The 15,939-nt window shown below is 60.6% G+C and carries 10 protein-coding genes and 2 pseudogenes; 5 read left to right on the top strand and 7 right to left on the bottom strand.

What is annotated here, in order from left to right:
- Nucleotides 1-125 precede the first annotated feature (125 nt).
- From ABL57_RS04470 to ABL57_RS04450, 5 genes are all read right to left on the bottom strand, one after another.
- Nucleotides 126-1,370, bottom strand: a complete 1,245-nt coding sequence (locus ABL57_RS04470) for an IS110-like element ISArsp3 family transposase (RefSeq protein ID WP_011689782.1) — start codon at nt 1,368-1,370, stop codon at nt 126-128.
- A 318-nt stretch (nt 1,371-1,688) separates the two neighbouring features.
- Entirely contained in the window at nt 1,689-2,552 is an 864-nt protein-coding gene (locus ABL57_RS04465; protein ID WP_011689781.1) for an aldo/keto reductase, read from the bottom strand.
- A complete protein-coding gene (locus tag ABL57_RS21130; protein ID WP_011689780.1) occupies nt 2,542-3,798 on the bottom strand; it encodes an MFS transporter in 1,257 nt (418 codons plus the stop codon). Before ABL57_RS21130 ends, ABL57_RS04465 begins: the two co-directional genes overlap by 11 nt.
- A gap of 404 nt (nt 3,799-4,202) precedes the next feature.
- Nucleotides 4,203-5,114, bottom strand: coding sequence for an alpha/beta fold hydrolase (locus tag ABL57_RS20575; protein ID WP_053004738.1), 912 nt, complete (start codon nt 5,112-5,114; stop codon nt 4,203-4,205).
- An 836-nt stretch (nt 5,115-5,950) separates the two neighbouring features.
- Nucleotides 5,951-7,348, bottom strand: coding sequence for an IS1380 family transposase (locus tag ABL57_RS04450; RefSeq protein ID WP_047802247.1), 1,398 nt, complete (start codon nt 7,346-7,348; stop codon nt 5,951-5,953).
- Nucleotides 7,349-7,857: 509 nt separating this feature from the next.
- On the opposite strand from ABL57_RS04450, the gene ABL57_RS21120 reads away from it, so the two are divergent.
- The 4 genes from ABL57_RS21120 (at nt 7,858) to ABL57_RS23490 (ending at nt 13,838) form a co-directional block, all read left to right on the top strand.
- On the top strand, nt 7,858-9,318 hold the full coding sequence (locus ABL57_RS21120; RefSeq protein ID WP_082157218.1) for an aldehyde dehydrogenase family protein: 1,461 nt from the start codon (nt 7,858-7,860) through the stop codon (nt 9,316-9,318).
- Nucleotides 9,318-11,099 carry a thiamine pyrophosphate-binding protein gene (locus tag ABL57_RS04445; RefSeq protein ID WP_047802246.1) on the top strand — a complete coding sequence of 594 codons (1,782 nt, stop codon included), beginning with the start codon at nt 9,318-9,320 and terminating at the stop codon, nt 11,097-11,099. The genes ABL57_RS21120 and ABL57_RS04445 overlap by 1 nt, the downstream gene beginning before the upstream one ends.
- A 288-nt stretch (nt 11,100-11,387) precedes the next feature.
- Nucleotides 11,388-12,731, top strand: coding sequence for an SLC13 family permease (locus ABL57_RS04440; protein WP_047802245.1), 1,344 nt, complete (start codon nt 11,388-11,390; stop codon nt 12,729-12,731).
- 291 nt (nt 12,732-13,022) lie between these two features.
- Complete coding sequence (locus ABL57_RS23490; protein ID WP_203225550.1) at nt 13,023-13,838, top strand: class II aldolase/adducin family protein; 816 nt, start codon at nt 13,023-13,025, stop codon at nt 13,836-13,838.
- 19 nt (nt 13,839-13,857) lie between these two features.
- Here ABL57_RS23490 and ABL57_RS22185 read toward each other — a convergent pair whose 3' ends face one another.
- Nucleotides 13,858-14,031 (bottom strand): hypothetical protein, encoded by a 174-nt coding sequence (locus ABL57_RS22185; RefSeq protein WP_160310774.1) that lies wholly within the window; start codon nt 14,029-14,031, stop codon nt 13,858-13,860.
- Nucleotides 14,032-14,515: 484 nt separating this feature from the next.
- Here ABL57_RS22185 and ABL57_RS22885 point away from each other — a divergent pair.
- Nucleotides 14,516-14,794, top strand: a pseudogene (locus ABL57_RS22885) (IS3 family transposase); the annotation flags it as partial.
- On the opposite strand, the pseudogene ABL57_RS04430 reads toward ABL57_RS22885, so the two are convergent.
- Nucleotides 14,788-15,751: pseudogene (locus ABL57_RS04430) on the bottom strand (IS3 family transposase); the annotation flags it as partial. The pseudogenes ABL57_RS22885 and ABL57_RS04430 sit on opposite strands and share 7 nt — an antisense overlap.
- Nucleotides 15,752-15,939 lie beyond the last annotated feature (188 nt).

Raw genomic sequence — 15,939 nt, 5'->3', positions numbered from 1 at the left:
TCCGTTCTCGCCCCGTGCAGTGCGAAGGTCAGCAGTGCTGGTGTCTCACCCCATCCTGACGCACAGGGCAACCCCTCTGACATGAAAATTAGGTGAGTGCGGTGGGGTGCGTGGGGTGAGCGGTGTTATCCGGTCTGTTGCAGGGGTTCGAGAATGACTTGATAGCCGAGGGATTCTAGTTGTCTGACGGCCCGGGCCATGGTTTTAACGGGTGTCTGCCGGGTGAAGTAGTCGGCGCCGGGGTCGTTGTAGAGTTCGCCGGTGGTGAGCATGTGCCACGCTGCGGTGAGGATGGAGTGTTCGACGGCGACGAGGGCTTTGGCGGGTCCGCGCCGGGAGGCAATGCGCCGGTATCTGGCACCGAGGTAGGTGTTCTTCGATTTCGCGCAGGACAGAGCAGCGATGCCCAGGGCACCTTTGAGGTACCGGTTGCCGGGCCGTGTTTTGGTGGATTTGACCCGTCCGGCGGATTCGTTGGATCCCGGGGAAGTACCGGCCCAGGATGCCAGCTGCCCTGCGGTGGCGAATGCGCTCATGTCGGCGCCGGTTTCGGCGATGAAGATTTCCGCGATGGTGGTGCTGAACCCCGGGATGCTCACGAGGAGCTCCCGGGCGAAACGAAAGGGCTCCATCGCCGCCTCGATCCTGGCGCTGAGGTCGTTGATATCGGCGGTGTGGGCATCAATCCGGTGCAGATAGAGTCCGGTCATGTAGCGGTGGTGTTCGGTGAACCGGCCGTTGAGGGCTTGGGTGAGTTCAGGGATTTTGGACCGCAGCCGGCGTTGGGCCATCTCTGCCAGGGCCGCGGGGTCGGTCTGCCCGTCGATGAGTGCTTGGAGGATCAGTCGTCCGGAGACCCCGGTGATGTTCGAAGCTACCGAGGATAGTTTGATGCAGGCGTCCTCGAGGAGTTTCTCCAGGCGCTGGATTTCCCGGGTCCGTTCCTGAGTGATGATGGTCCGGGCCCGGGTCAGGTCCCGCAGTTCACGGATCGGAGGCGGGGGCACGAAGGAGGCCCGGACCAGCCCGTGGGCGCCCAGGTCGGCAAGCCAGGCAGCGTCGGAAACGTCGGTTTTGCGGCCCGGGACGTTCCTGGCGTCATGGGCATTGACCAGGATGATGTTCAGTCCGTCGTCTTCAAGCAGGTAGTAGAAGGGGCGCCAGTAATCACCGGTGGCCTCCATGACCACCAGATCCACGTGCTCGTCCAGGAGGTGTTCCTTTAGCCCCAGGATCTGCCCCGTCATCGAACCCCAGGTCGTGATGGTGGATGTGGTGGACCGGCCGCCGCGGCCCTGGATGCGGACACAGACCTTCGCGTCCTTCTTTGAAATATCGACACCCGCGCAGCGCGGGTGAATGACCTCCATGAGAGCTCACCCTTCCTCGAACAGTCCAACAGATGGCGTCTGTGTCCCGGGGAAGGCGGATAAACAACAAATCTGACATTCGTGCTCAACGGCAACATTCCACGGTCCCGCGGACAAAAGCTGCGCCCTCCACCACCAAACTCACTTACAGGCTCACCGGCACTAAAGAGAGACCGGGGTCGACCGGAACACACTCTTCAGTCTGCTCCGGCAGCCCCGACACCGCAAAGGTTCCCCACAGCAGTACATTTTCGGCCCCCACGGCGGAGCGAAAGCGCCCCTGAGAAACTCACTTCAGAGAGAGGAGCATAGGCCGAGTCAATGGCCATTTTCGGGTGAGTCAGAATCACGGGCGGCCTCTTCGCCCCTGTCCAACTTCCGAATCGAGGCCATCTCTCCCGCGGTGAGCGAGAAGTCGAAAACGGATAAGTTTTCTTTGAGCCACAGAGGGTCGGATGCTTGCGGGATGGGGACGATGTCCTGTTGGACATGCCACCGCAGCAGGACTTGGGCTGGAGATTTGTCCAGGCGCTGAGCGATCTCGATGATCAGCGGATTCGCCCGCAGACCGGAGGACCGACCGATAGGACTCCAGGCTTCGGTGACTATTCCCAATAACCTGTGGACAGCGCGCGGCTCAGTCCGGGCAAGGTCGGGGCTCAGTTGGATCTGGTTTACGTCCGGAACTACTCCCGTTGCATCGATAATGTCCTTCAGGTGGGCTGGTTTGAAATTTGAAACTCCAATGGCTTTTACACGGCCCTCCTCCAGCAACTTCACAAGGCCCTTCCAGGCGTCCACGTACTTGCCCAAGGCCGGAACCGGCCAGTGACACATGAACATGTCCAGATGGTCAAGGCCGAGTTTGCGCAGGCTCTCGTCGTAGGCGCGCTGCACTCCATCGATGCTGTGGGACTCTTTGTTGAACTTGCTGGAAATAAATAATTCGGATCGGGGGACGCCGGCGGTGCGGATGCCCCGGCCGACTGCTTCTTCGTTTCTGTACTGGAACGCGGTGTCGACCAGGCGGTAACCGCTCTGCAGTGCGAAACGCACCGCAGTTTCGCACTCGTCTTCCAGCATCGGCCAGGTTCCGAGGCCAAGCCGGGGAATGGTGTGTCCGTGCGGCAATTTCAGCCGGGGAATGTCCGAAGCAGTGGTGTCAGTCGTTTCAGTTGTCATCGGGCACCTTTTTCTCGGGAGCTTCAAGCTGAGTTTGTTGGAGCGGCCTGCCTGGACCTGATTCTGTTGGCGCGATCTGCGCTGGAAGGTCTTTTCTGCGGATACTTCCAGCTGCTGGAAGGGTCATGAGGACGCCGGCCGTGACCAGCGCTGCGGCAACAGGGACCACGCTGACCAGCAGTGCCATCACAAACGGTGTTAGGAAGAGCGCTGAAGCCCGTACCGTGCCAGTCAGGGAGAGAGCATCCCCGCGTTCTTCCGGGTGCACTTCATCTGCAGCTATGGCCGGTCCGACAGTCTGGAGGATCCCGGCACCAACGCCGGAAACAGCGAGGGCGGCGGCGGCGGCAACTGCGGCGCCGGCCAGTGGCCCCGCCGCGGCCAAGCCCGTCCCCGTGGCCAGGAGGCCCGTGAGAAGGGACGTCCTGTTTCCCCGCCTGCGCAGCCAGCTCGCAGATGCACTTCCGGCCAGGACGGCAGCGTTGGGTATGGCTACCAGGATTCCGATGACGGCGACGGGTTGGCCGGCAAGGGAGAGCACGATGGGAACGTAGGAGTCCAAGAGGCTCTTCCAGGCGCCCGCTCCAGCGTTCATCCAGCAGGCGGCATCGACGCCAGGGCGCCGCCAGAGGCCTCGCGCCATTATTCCGCCTGTGGCATGCTCCGGAGCGAACACAGGAAGCCTAGTCAGAAGGGCAGCAGGGATGACGGCCGCCGATCCTGCCGCTGCCGCCACGATCAGCGGCAGCGGTGTCGAAAGTTCCCAGAGATAACCGGCAAGTGCAGGTCCCAGCAGTGCTCCGACCCCTGCGGCGAGATTCACGTCAGTCAGTCCCTTGACAGACGAGGTCGACATGCGGACGGCGTGCGTCTGGCTGCTGGTCCAGAACAAGGCTCGAGCCGAGCCCTGGACCAGCTGGGATACTACGAAAATTGCCAATGCATCTGAGACTGCGATCAGAGCGCACGAGACGGCAATCATGAGCGCTGCTCCCACGAGGAGGGCTTTGTCTGGGACCCTGCGCATCAGTGCTCCCAGGAAGATCCGGGTCACTAACTGCGAGACTGCTGCAAGTGCAACCATCATTCCGACTTCGACCGTGCTGTACCCCACGGCAATGGCCAATATCGGCACCACCACTGCCAGGGTTCCAAGGGCGAACGAGAACAATACCGTCGCGGCAATGCTCAGGATTCTGTCAGCGCCGGACAGGCCCACGGTCTGGCCTTTGCAGGATGATGGCACGCCGCCCTTGGGTCGGAGTCCGGTTAGAGAGCCGGCACGGCGATTTCTGCGCCGTGCCTTTAGGGCAGCGCACAAGGCCCCAGTTCTGCTTATCGAGCTTGCCGCTGTAGGCGGCCTTCATATGCGGGACGCCAAAGAGGTCCCCAGGGACGTTAACCAGGCTGCCGTCCATCGAATACGACCAGACGGCAGGTGGACATCCGGACACTGGCCCGGCCGGTCCTCGAGCGGATCTTCGAACAAACGGGAGAAACCGTCCACTTCGCCAGGCTTGAGAGGACTGACGTCCAATTCATCGACGCCATCGAAAGCAGGCGAGCGGTCCGCGTCGATCTGGGCGCGCTGCGCCAATCCGGCACGGACTCGAAGACCCCGTCAAGCGGGATAGTTCCCCAGGATCACCATCAACGACGCGTCGCATAGCTGGCGCTGCGACGGCCTGCGTAGTCCGCCAGGATTCGAACGAAGTCCTCGGTTCGCTCCGCGAAGACGCAGTGGCCCGCGGTTCCCAGGATGTGCAGGCTCGTGGTCTCCGAGACGAGGGCGAGCTTCTGGTAGAAGGCGATGCCCAGGTCAACCGGCGCCGAGCGATCGTCGCGGCCCCAGACGACTTCGACGGGAATATTGACCTCGCCGGCGAAGAGGCGAGCGCGGATGTCGTCCTTCGCCGCCTGAAGACTCGGCTCCCAGTATTTCTTCTCAACCATCGGGTAGGTCTTGAGGGCGTTCTGGTGGTTCTCCTTGACGTACTTGGCGGCGGCCGCATTGATTTGTTCCTGCGGCACCGGGGTCACGTACAGCGCACGGAAGAAGGCTCCGCAGATCTCCTCCGGAGACGCGTCCGCCGGAAGCGAACGCGTGATCGCGTCGTAGAACTCAACGTCGCGGAACTTAGGGTCGGTGCCAGCGAGCGTCGCGCTCGACACGATGAAGAGACCTTTGGTCGACTCCGGCATGTCAAGAGCGAGCTTGCTCGCCAGCAGGCCACCGCGCGAGTGCCCGACCAGAATCATGTCCTCGAGTCCCAGAGCGTCGATGAAGCCCCTGGCGTGCTTGACCACCGCATCGAACGTCCACTCGGCATGCGTCGGCGCGAGGTCAGTCTCTCCCTGCCCCAGCTTGTCGAAGGTCACGACGCGGAAGCCCTTGTCGACCAGAGGAGCGATGACGGGAGCCCAACCATCCCCGCCGCCCGGCATGCTCATACCCGAGTGGCCACCGTGGATCAGGAGGATGACCGGACCCTCGCCCTGATCGATATAGCGCGTCCTGATTCCGCCGACGGATATGTAGTTCACGGACAGGTCTGTGTTCAACTCAAGCCTCCTGATCAAAGCAACTGGCTCGCCTATGGGGCGAGTATCTGCCATTTCTGTCACACAGAGAAGCCTTCTGTCAAGAGGGATCCGTGATTCAACGCCGGTGACAAGTTGAACGCCCGCGATCGCCGTCGACATCCCGGTCGTCGGTTGACGCTCAGTTGGAGCATGATGGCCTGTGGGCCACTACCCTCTGTTAGGCAGACGGGGCTTCCGTGAGGGCCGTTCAATATGCCGAGGGTGGTGAGGTAGGCCAGGAACGCCGCTCGCCAGCGGCGCAGGCGGGCGATCTCGGGGATCGGACAGGTCAGGAGCTGCTCTGCAGTCTCTCTGCCGAGGACCGGGTCCGTAGTCGTGTAGACGTTTCGGATCTGCTGGGCGCAGGCCCAGGCGAGACCAGATCAGCGCCGAGAATCAGTCAGCGGCCGCAGCAATACCGGGAGTCGAAGAAACCCTTCGAAACGCACTCGGCCATCTGGGCAACCTAGCATCGGCTACGGCCATCGAGGCAGGGCGCCTACCCGGCTCATGAACGTCCCATTCGCGGCGCAGACAACGTCTTTCAACAGACACCGGCCCCCAGCCGCCGGGACAACATCTCGGCGGGCGCGGACACCGCATCCCCTCGTGGCGAAGGAGCCCGCCCGTGGAGATTAGCCTCCGGCGGCGGCACGGAATCGGGCGATGCCCTGTCGCTTAGCCTTGATCCACCGATCAGCAGTGCTGCACGGGTTGCCGTGATTCAGCGAGCCGAGGGCGCTGTGGAGCTGCCGGCCTCGCTGCCGGAGAGTTCCACTGGTTTCTTTCGTATCGGCCGGACGTGATCGCGGCGGTCAGGCCGGTGCTGCAGCCGAGGGCTTCAGCACCGCTGAGAACAGGTGGGTGAAGGCGGTTTCCCAAGGCCAGTCTTTGGGTAGGTGGAGCAGGACTTTCCGGGCACTGCTGGCGATTCTGGCCGGGATATTGATCAGTTTCCGACGAATGGTTCCGGTCCTGGCTTTCGCCAACCCGTTACCGGCCATGGCTGCAGCGGCACGGGTGAGGTTGAAAGCCATCACGGCCAGCACCAGCCAGGCAGCGTTCGCAGTGAAAACCCCTGAGGGCAGGTGCGCCAGAGCGCTGTCCTTCAGGTCCGCGTTGACCTGTTCGATGACCGCGTGAGCGCGGTGGATTTTGTCCGCGGCCACAGTGTCCAAGGCGCCGGCAGCAGCGGTGGTGAAGAAGGCATGGAACCGATGGGTATCGAACAAAGTGGCCTGCCCGTCACCGGCCTTGGGGTTCAGCTCCGGGATACGGCGCACGATCAGGCGTCCGGGGACGCGTTCGGCCTTCTTCCGGGAACTGAACGCGGTAAACGGTATCTCGGCGACCTCGGCTTTGGAGATCCACTCCCCGGCTGTCTCGTCATAGACCGCGTCCGTGTATTGAATCGGGGTCCACGCGTCTTCGCCGATGGTGGCGATGGCGCGTTTGACCGCCGAGTCCATGCGCACGGTCACCGACACGTCCGCCCCGGCTTTCATCGCCGCACTTACCGTGGCATGGCCGTAGAACGCTGAGTCCGCGCGCATCAGGGTTTTGCCGCCGGCGCTGATCTTCTTCACGGTGCCCAAGGCGTCGGCGACCAGCTTGGCCGCTCCGCGGGCGGAGTTCGCCGCTCCTTTGCGCAGTCTTTGGGCAGCGATGACCGGGGTGGAGTCCGGGACGGTAACAGTGGCCAGCAGCGCGTTCAGGCCCCGCACGCCCGAATAGCCGTAGCCGGAGCCCTGCTTGGCGTACCCGTGAACTTCAATGATGGTGTCGTCGACGTCCACGAACACATAGTTCTCGGCCGGTGCCTGCAGAAGCGGGGCGCGTTCGGCCAGCCCGGCCAGGAAGCGGGATGCGACCGCGTCGAGCTGGCGGACGTGGCCGAACGAGAAAGTACGCAGGAACGAACCCAGCGTTGAGGGTGCGTAGCGGGCCATGAACAGTTTGCCGGTCCCGCCGTGGCGCAGCAGTCCCATGTCGTCAATGGAATCTGCGCCGGCGGTCATCCCGGCGACCAGCGATGCGACTTTCAAGCCGGCGTTCGCGCCCTTGTCCGTCGGCACGCTCAACCATCCATCGGCCAGCTCCTGCAGCCCGGCTTCCTGAGCGAGGGACATGGCCGGCACCAGGCCGGCGGTCGACACGAGGTTCGTATCGTCGAAGGAAACTGACATCGAGCGGAGGGTATGGGAAAGTTGCATCTACGGGATGCCCTCTCTTGAGTCTGAATTTTGACTGTCGCAAGCCAAATTTTCTCTCAAAAGACGGGCATCTCCCGTTTAAAACGCCGACCTCACCCCAAACCCGATCGGTGGATCAAGGCTAAGGAGGTGTCGTGGACGTCGATTTGGACTGCATGTCCAAAGTGAGCACGACTGCATCGCACCGTTACAAGATGTCCACTGACGCATCCAGTGACACCTTCAAGACCCATCACGCGGGTTCCGACCCACCCGCAGTCCCTCAAGCCACGGACAGCCTGCAGGGAAATCAGAACCGCTCCTCGGGCTGCAGCAACTCGCGAGCAGAATCTACTCGACGCATAGATGTCAGCAACTAGGGCGTGATGGTCACCTTAAGACCAAATTACAGCGTGTGATTACCGCTTGCTCCCACGTCTTCGGCGTCTAAATTTAGACAACACTTCAGGCGTGGAAAACCAACAAAGTATGCATGAATCAGTTTTGGTCGACCAGGAAGGAAATCAAATATGACACCCCTTTCGAGTAATGCCGTGAAAGAAAGACAGTGGCACGTTACCTTGGATGGCGAGCCGTATGCCGTCAACAACCACTACTCCGTCGAAAATCCATCAACTGGCGAGCACCTGGTTGATGTTCCGGACTGCGGCCCTGAAGTTGTAGACGTCATGGTTGATGCCGCCGATCGCGCACAGAGGGAGTGGGGTGTACTTCCGCCGCGTCAACGCGCGACGGTGGTGAGGCGTCTTGTGGCATTATTGCGTGAACATCGCGCAGAAATTGCTCACCTAGACGCTGTTGATGGCGGATTTCCGCTGACAATGATGGAAGTTGACGTCGATGCAGGGCTGGAAATGGCGGAGATATTTGCCGACATGGCACTCAGCCTCGGGGGGCGCACCATTCCGGTTAGTGAAAATCTGCACTACACGACCCAACAACCGTATGGTGTGGTCGCGAGGATCGGAGCTTTCAACCATCCGTTCTTCTTTGCCATCTCTAAAGTTGCAGCCCCGCTCATCGCGGGAAACGCAGTGATCCTGAAAGCTCCTGACCAGACGCCGTTGTCCTCTCTTCGACTGGCTGAACTAGCCGCGCAAGTATTGCCGAAAAACTTGTTGCTTACGGTCTCCGGGCGAGGTGCGCGGGCGGGCGGATCCATCGTCCGCCATCCCTTAATTCGTCGTATCGGATTTATCGGTGCACCCGAGACGGGACGCCAGATCCAGCGCGACGCCGCGGCTGTTGGTGTGAAAAACATTAGCCTGGAACTTGGTGGTAAGAACGCCCAGATTGTGATGGAAGACGCTGACGTATCCGCCGCGGCCTCCGCCGCTGTGCAAGGGATGAACTTCACCTGGACTGCAGGTCAAAGCTGCGGATCCACGAGTCGACTCCTTGTGCACGAGAGCATTGCTAGCGCCGTCATGGATCGAGTGGCGGCTCTCGTGGACGAGATCCGGGTGGGTGACCCGCTGGACGCAGAGACGCAAATGGGTCCTGTGGTGTCTGAGGCCCAATATCGCAAGACCCTCGGTGCAATCGAGTCGGGAAAGTCGGACGGCGCTAGGGTCATTGCAGGAGGGGGGAGGCCTGACAACGTCGGGGACATGGGATGGTATGTCCAGCCGACCGTTTTGGCGGACGTGCATCCTTACAGTCGGCTGGCGCAAGAGGAAGTATTCGGCCCCGTCCTCTCGGTTACCACCTTCAAGAATGAAAACGAAGCTCTCGAGATCGCTAACAGCGTCCAGTACGGGCTGACCGCAAGCATTTGGACTCGGGATGTTGGAAGAGCCCACCGCATGGCTTCCAAGGTGGATGCAGGCTATGTCCTTATCAATGGAGCGAGTCGGCATTATTGGGGTCTGCCTTTTGGGGGGGTCAAATCCTCAGGTGTCGGACGGGAAGAGTCCCTGGAAGAACTCGTCTCCTACACCGAGACCAAGACAACGACGGTGGTCCTCTGATGAAAATTGGCGCGCAAAAGGCCGAAGAACTACCCTCTCCCGAGGCAGCCGAGTGGGGGAGTGATGCAATAGCTGATTTCCTTCGGAATACCGGAATTCCTTTCATTGCATTGAATCCTGGGGCAAGCTTTCGCGGGCTCCACGATAGCTTGGTGAATCACCTCGATGCGAAGGGGCCTGACATGATCATGTGCCTTCACGAGGAACACGCTGTCGCATTAGCACACGGCTACGCCAAAGTGACTGGGTTGCCGCTTGCGGTGGCTCTCCACAGCAATGTCGGGCTAATGCACGCAAGCATGGCGATCTTCAATGCCTATTGCGACAGGGTCCCGATGCTTATCATCGGTGCGAACGGACCGCTGGACGCCGCCAAACGTCGACCATGGATCGACTGGATTCATTCGAGTGCAGACCAACCTGCCATCGTCCGAAACTACATCAAATGGGATGATACTCCGACATCCGTGAACGCAAGTCTCGAGTCACTCGCCCGGGCATGGGACATTGCTCGAACCGCTCCCCAAGGGCCGACGTACGTGGTCCTAGATACAGAGGTCCAAGAAACTCCGCTCCTTGAAAATCCCCTGCAACCTAAAATCACTGTAGGCCTGGCTAAAGACCAGCCGGTTGCTTCGGCAGAGTCTGTTGCCAGGGCGGCAACCCTCCTGATTTCCGCCAAGAACCCGGTACTGCTCATGGGCCGCGGCAGTAAAAATTTGGAGGACTTTCAACGAAGAATCCGTCTCGCGGAGGAGCTCAACGCTCGGGTGATCACCGACCTTAAGGCTGGCTCGAGTTTCCCCACCAAGCACCCGGCACACGTGCCGGGGTCGGGTTTTTTCCTAGGCGAACGAGGACAAGAAGCACTAAGATCCGCTGACGTGGTCCTGGCACTGGATTGGATCGATGTGGCCGGCACGCTACGCCAGGCGCCTACGGGCGAGTCCCGGAAGGTCATCTCTGCGGGGCTAGATCAGATGATCATTAACGGGTGGAGCAAAGATCATCAGGCACGAGCTGAAGTGGATGTCTGGCTTCCAACCACGGGCGACTATGCGGTTTCCCAGCTCTTGGATGCCTTGAAGGTCGACACAGGCAGAGCAGCGGCTCTGACGTCCTATTCGAGCGACCAAGATGTCCAGGATGGAGGCAGCGTTCCCAAGGCCGGCCCCATTCAGCTAGACCAACTTGCACATGCGCTGAGGTCGTCGTTGGCCAAGGAAAAGACAACCTTGGTCCGTCTACCTCTCGGCTGGAACGGAGACGACTGGCCCTTCGGGGACCCGCTCGATTTCCTGGGATACGACGGCGGGGGTGGGATTGGTTCGGGCCCAGGCATGACCGTCGGCGCAGCGCTGGCGCTGAGGGGCTCCGACCGGATCGCGGTCTCGGTGCTGGGGGACGGCGACTACATGATGGGAGTGCAGGCGCTATGGACCGCGGCGCATGACGACATACCCTTCTTGGCTGTCGTGGCGAACAACCGATCATACTTTAACGACGAGGTGCACCAGGAAAGGGTGGCACTAGCCCGTGATCGGGATGTCAGCAGAAAGTGGATTGGTCAGCGCATCGACGAGCCGGCTCCTGATCTAGCAGCCATGGCGCGGGCGCAGGGTCTTGAAGGGCTTGGACCTATCCGCGACTTGGCTGATCTTCCTGACGCCCTTGACGAGGCATTGAAGACGGTCAAGTCCGGTCGCGGGGTCGTGGTCGATGTCGTGGTCTCCCCTGGCTATAACTCGGATATGAAGGCTGGGCTCGTCCGTGAACCATAATGGTTAGGAAGTCGAATTCCATCATGGCATTATGGAACTGCATGGTTCGGACAATTACTTCCATTGCCTTGCACGGGACGCAGTGACAATCACCGCTTGACCTATCGCGGGCTCGGTCGGCGAGTGGCATTTTTTGGAAACATTTTCGGGCCCCCGGCCCATATCATAAATTGGCTTGCCGCCACGTGCGGTGACAAATTTTGTAATTATGCGCGTTATCGACTGGCTCCTTCAAGGATGAGTGAGCCGCGGACGGAATGACGCGTCCGACTTTTCGGAGGATGCAAGTTGCTTGTCCATATTATCGGAATCGGAATTCTGGCGATTATTTTTGTGCTGGGAACGACACGGCCGATCAATCTCGGAGTTTTGTCGCTGTTTGCAGGCATAGCCCTCACGGCCCTCGTCGCTGGCGGCGATTTCGAGGTTCTATACAACGCCTTCCCCGCCGATTTACTCATTCTCCTCGTAGGGGTGACGTTCCTGTTCGGCATCGCGAGCATCAATGGAACTATTGCCTGGCTCGTCGATGCGTCCGCTCGACTTGTCCGCGGTAACGTGGCGGTTCTCCCATGGGCCATCTTTTTCGTCTCGGCAATTCCAACAACCGCTGGCGCCCTCGGGCCAGCTACGGTGGCGTTCCTTGCGCCCATTGGTCTGCAACTCGCGAAGCGGTACGAAATGGATCGTCGTCTTATCGGTTTGATGATCGTCCATGGCTCAGCCTGCGGAAACTTTTCGCCCATCAACGTTTTGGGTGCAATCGTGAATCAGGCGCTGGACGGCACGGAGGGATTAAGCTCTTCCCCCCTCATTCTGTTCGCTGCGAACTTCGGTTACAACGTGTTGCTCGGCGTGGTAATTTATCTTGTCTTCGGGGGTCGCCAGCTTATTCGTCGCCAAATGGCCAGCCGGATGCCTGAGCGCGTCTTGGAGATGCAGACGGCCGGATCGACGCAGTCGTCCGGGGGGCCAGGAGTTGCTGAGGGACCCGATGTGTCGAAGGTCGAGGATGCTATGGGCCACACGCACGAGAAGCTCAGCTCCACGAAGGTCGTTACCTTGGTGACCATTGCACTTGTGGCGGCCATTACGCTGTCGGCCGGGGTGGACATCGGCATTCTTGCGCTTTCCGCGGCCGTGATTCTCAAACTGATTCTTTGGAAGAGCAGTGAAGGCGCCGAGAGTAGGATCGCGTGGAATGTCGTCCTACTGGTTGGCGGCATCGTGACCTACATCGGCGTGCTTCAGCACCTCGGGACGGTGCAGTTTGTCGGCGAGTCTGCCAGTGCTCTTGATAATCCTCTTTTGACGGCCTTGATTATTTGTGCCGTGGCGGCGATTGTTTCAGCCTTCGCGTCGAGTACCGGAATTATCATCGCATTGATCCCCATTGCTACGCCATTCCTTCTTCAAGGCGAAATTGCTATTCCGGCCATGATCGCTGCCCTGACCATTTGTGCCACCGTTGTGGACGCCACACCGTTTTCGACGGTCGGTAGCCTGGTACTGGCAAGTACGGACATTGAAAAGCAGCCGTCGGTCTACCGTGGGATGCTCGCCTGGGGTGCGGCAATGGTCATTACTGCCCCTGTGATTACGGTTCTCGTGCTTGTTCTGCCGACGATGTAGCTGAATGGTAATGATAAAAGGCGTTTGGGGCTGCCGCGACTATCGCAGCCTGCCGTGTCGACGTCTCATATCACCACCTAACCCACCTTGGTGGCGGGGCGCAATCAAAGCAACAGCACCTGATCAACCGTTCGAACAGCGGTGGCTGCTGAACCCTTGCGTGCCAGCGCCACCACCCGCAACCGCGCCGTGGGGCTACGGACTTTTGCAGGGGATCGTGAACCCGGCCCAGGTTGGCAGTGTCACTTTCTAGTTACATGTTGGTTCAACGTTCTAGCATTGAAACGAAAGATGGAACAAATCGTGGACCGCCAAAGCGCATATTGGGCTCATAGGTCCGATGGAAGGAAGTCGATGAAAAGGCGAGATACAGTTGGCCTAGAAGATGCAACCCCGGCCAAAGATTCTCAGCTGTCGGATCTAGTTGATGCGAACCACATACTGGTTGACCAAGGGGTCTTGGATGCATTCGGGCATGTAAGCGTCCGAACGGATGAAGACTCTGGAATATTCTTTCTCTCCCGGAATTTGGCGCCTGTGTTGGTAAGCGAAAATGATATTCAGAGATTTAACCTTGACGCAGAAACGGACGATTTACGGCCTCCGTACATGGAGAGATTCATCCATGCTGAGATCTACCGGTCTAGGCCAGATGTCATGTCCGTAATCCATAGTCATTCTCCGGCTGTAGTGCCCTTCAGTGTGTCGGACGCACCGCTTCGCCCTGTGATGCACATGGCGGGATTTTTGCCCATGGAAACTCCGGTGTTTGAAATGCGTCAGGTTGCGGGCCCTGCCTCCGATCTGTTGGTCCGGGACAGAAGGGCAGGAGCTGCACTAGCTGAGACTTTGGGATCGGGGTCGTTCGCTCTGATGCGCGGGCATGGGTCGGTCGCAGTAGGAGACTCACTAAAGACGGCCGTTTATCGAGCCATCTACGCTGAATCAAACGCAAGGGCTCAGGCCGATGCCATGCGCCTGGGGTCCTATACCTGTTTGACTCGTGGAGAGGGCGAGGCGACGGTTGCCACTATGGCATCTCAGATCGATCGAGCGTGGGGCATGTGGAGGCTGCAAGCCCGAACGCGACATCAAGGCCTTAGTTAGACGACGACCCTTCTATGGTCTACGTCAAGAGGGTTTGCAGCTTTCTGAACAGCTGACGGGCGATGAATCGTTTGAGGCAACGGCGGATTTCTCGGAGGCTTTTCCCCTCGGCGGTGCGCCGGGCAACGTAGTCCTTGGTCTCGGGGTCGAACATCATGCGGGTTCTGGCGATCGTGTGCAGCGCCCGGTTCACCGCGCTACACTATCGGGGGCTCAACTTCAACTCGTCCCTGACTTCTGCCAAGTTGGCAGGGGCCGGCCAGGAGATAGCACTTCACTGTTACCGTTTTGCTGTGTCCTTTTTTATTGATCGTGTGATCCGTCGATGGGTTTTCCGCTCGTGACAGCGCCTCTACGGCCCATCAAGTGGCGACAAGCGGTGGTCACTTTCGTCTGCGTCTACCCCACAAGCTTGATGCTGTCCCTACTTGTGCCACGATTGACCGCTGGGTGGCCAGGGCCGCTGAGCACCGCATTGACCGCCATGCTCCTGGTGGCTGCACTCACATGGGTGCTGCTGCCGTTGAGTGGCAAGCTCGCCGGGAGCTGGATCACCGCGCGCCGGCAGAAGGGTGCCGATGGGCCTTCCCGTACCTGCACCCGATGCGCAGACAGTGCTACCAACGACGGGGACTGCCCCGACTTCCGCTGACTTTCAAGAAAACCCGGGGCAGTCTCAAAGGACGCTTCCGGTGATCGATGAGCTCTTCGATGCCGGGCACCCCGTGAAGATTTTTTGCCGTCTGCTCGGAGTGAGCAACCCCGGCTACTACCAGTACAAGAACCGACCCCTGTCCCAGACGGGAATGCGCCGGCAGTGGCTAACCGGGCTGATCCGGGAGATGCACATCGCATCTCGCGGAACCTACGGCTCCCGCCGGGTCCATGCAGGGCTCACCCGCGGCATGGATATCGTGGTCAGTGACCCGTCACGGCTTCTCTGCCGACTTCATACGGGTTGCGTCTCCGGCTCGGGCGCAGTGATCTGATCGTAGTGGGCGGCCTCGAACTCGGCAGGTGGGACGTTGCCGAGGCTGGAGTGCAGCCGGCGGGTGTTGTACCAGTCCACCCAGGCCATGGTCGCGTACTCGACGTCGCTGACGGTCTTCAGCTGTCACGAACGGGCCCGGGCGGATGCACTCGTTCTTGTACAGGCCGATGATCGACTCCATCAGGCAGTTGTCGTAGGCGTCCCCGACCGACCCAATCGAGGGGGCCATGCCCTCCAGGGCCAGGTGCTCGGTGAAGCGCAGCGCCGTGTATTGCGACCCGGCGTCGTGGTGATGGATCAGCCCCTCCGGCAGCACCAGGCCCTGACGGGTCCGGTCCCACCGGCCCATTCGCAGGCAGGTGAGCACCAGATCCGTCGTGCGGGTCGTGGCCGCGTTCCAGGACACGATGCGCTGGGCGAAGACGTCGACGATGAAGGCGACGTAGACGAATCCGGCCCACGTGCGCACGTACGTGAAGTCGGCGACCCACACGGTGTTCGGGGCCGCGGCGGTGAAGTCGCGGTTGAGCAGGTCCGACGCCCGCGTCCCATCCTTGGCCGGGATCGTGGTGCGCACCCGCTTGCCGCGCACCACCCCGGCCAGCCCGAGGGAGCGCATCAGTCGACCCACCGTGCAGTGAGCCACCGCCAGCCCACACCGGTGCAGGTACGCGGTCATCTTCCGCCGGCCGTAGAGGCCCTCCGGGGTGCCCACAGTCGCCAGTAGAGCATCCATGACCGTCGTGTCGCTGACCGTGCGCGCGGCGATCCGCCGGCCCGGTTGCTTCCAGGAGCGGTAGGTTCTCGCGGCGATCGGCACGCCCTGCTCGCGCAGAACCGCGCAGACCGACTCGACCGCGTAGCCTTCGGACCTCATCTGGTCGATGAACCCGGCGATCAACGATTGCGGGGGTCGAGTTCCCGATGCTCCTATGTCAAGCCGCAACCTCGAGAACTGGTTCCGGACCAGGGCGATGCCTGAGGTCGATTGGTGACTCAGCAGAGGCTGGGCTACGAAGGAGCGGACTACGTGGCCAAGCAATTGGCCCGCGGCAAGACCCACACCGAAGCAATGCGACTGCTACGACGGAGGATCACGGACCGAGTCTT

The organism is Kocuria sp. SM24M-10, from assembly GCF_001027955.1.
Taxonomy (GTDB): domain Bacteria; phylum Actinomycetota; class Actinomycetes; order Actinomycetales; family Micrococcaceae; genus Kocuria; species Kocuria oceani.
The sequence above is the reverse complement of the archived record's forward strand: the minus strand, read 5'-3'. Positions and strand labels throughout refer to the sequence as shown.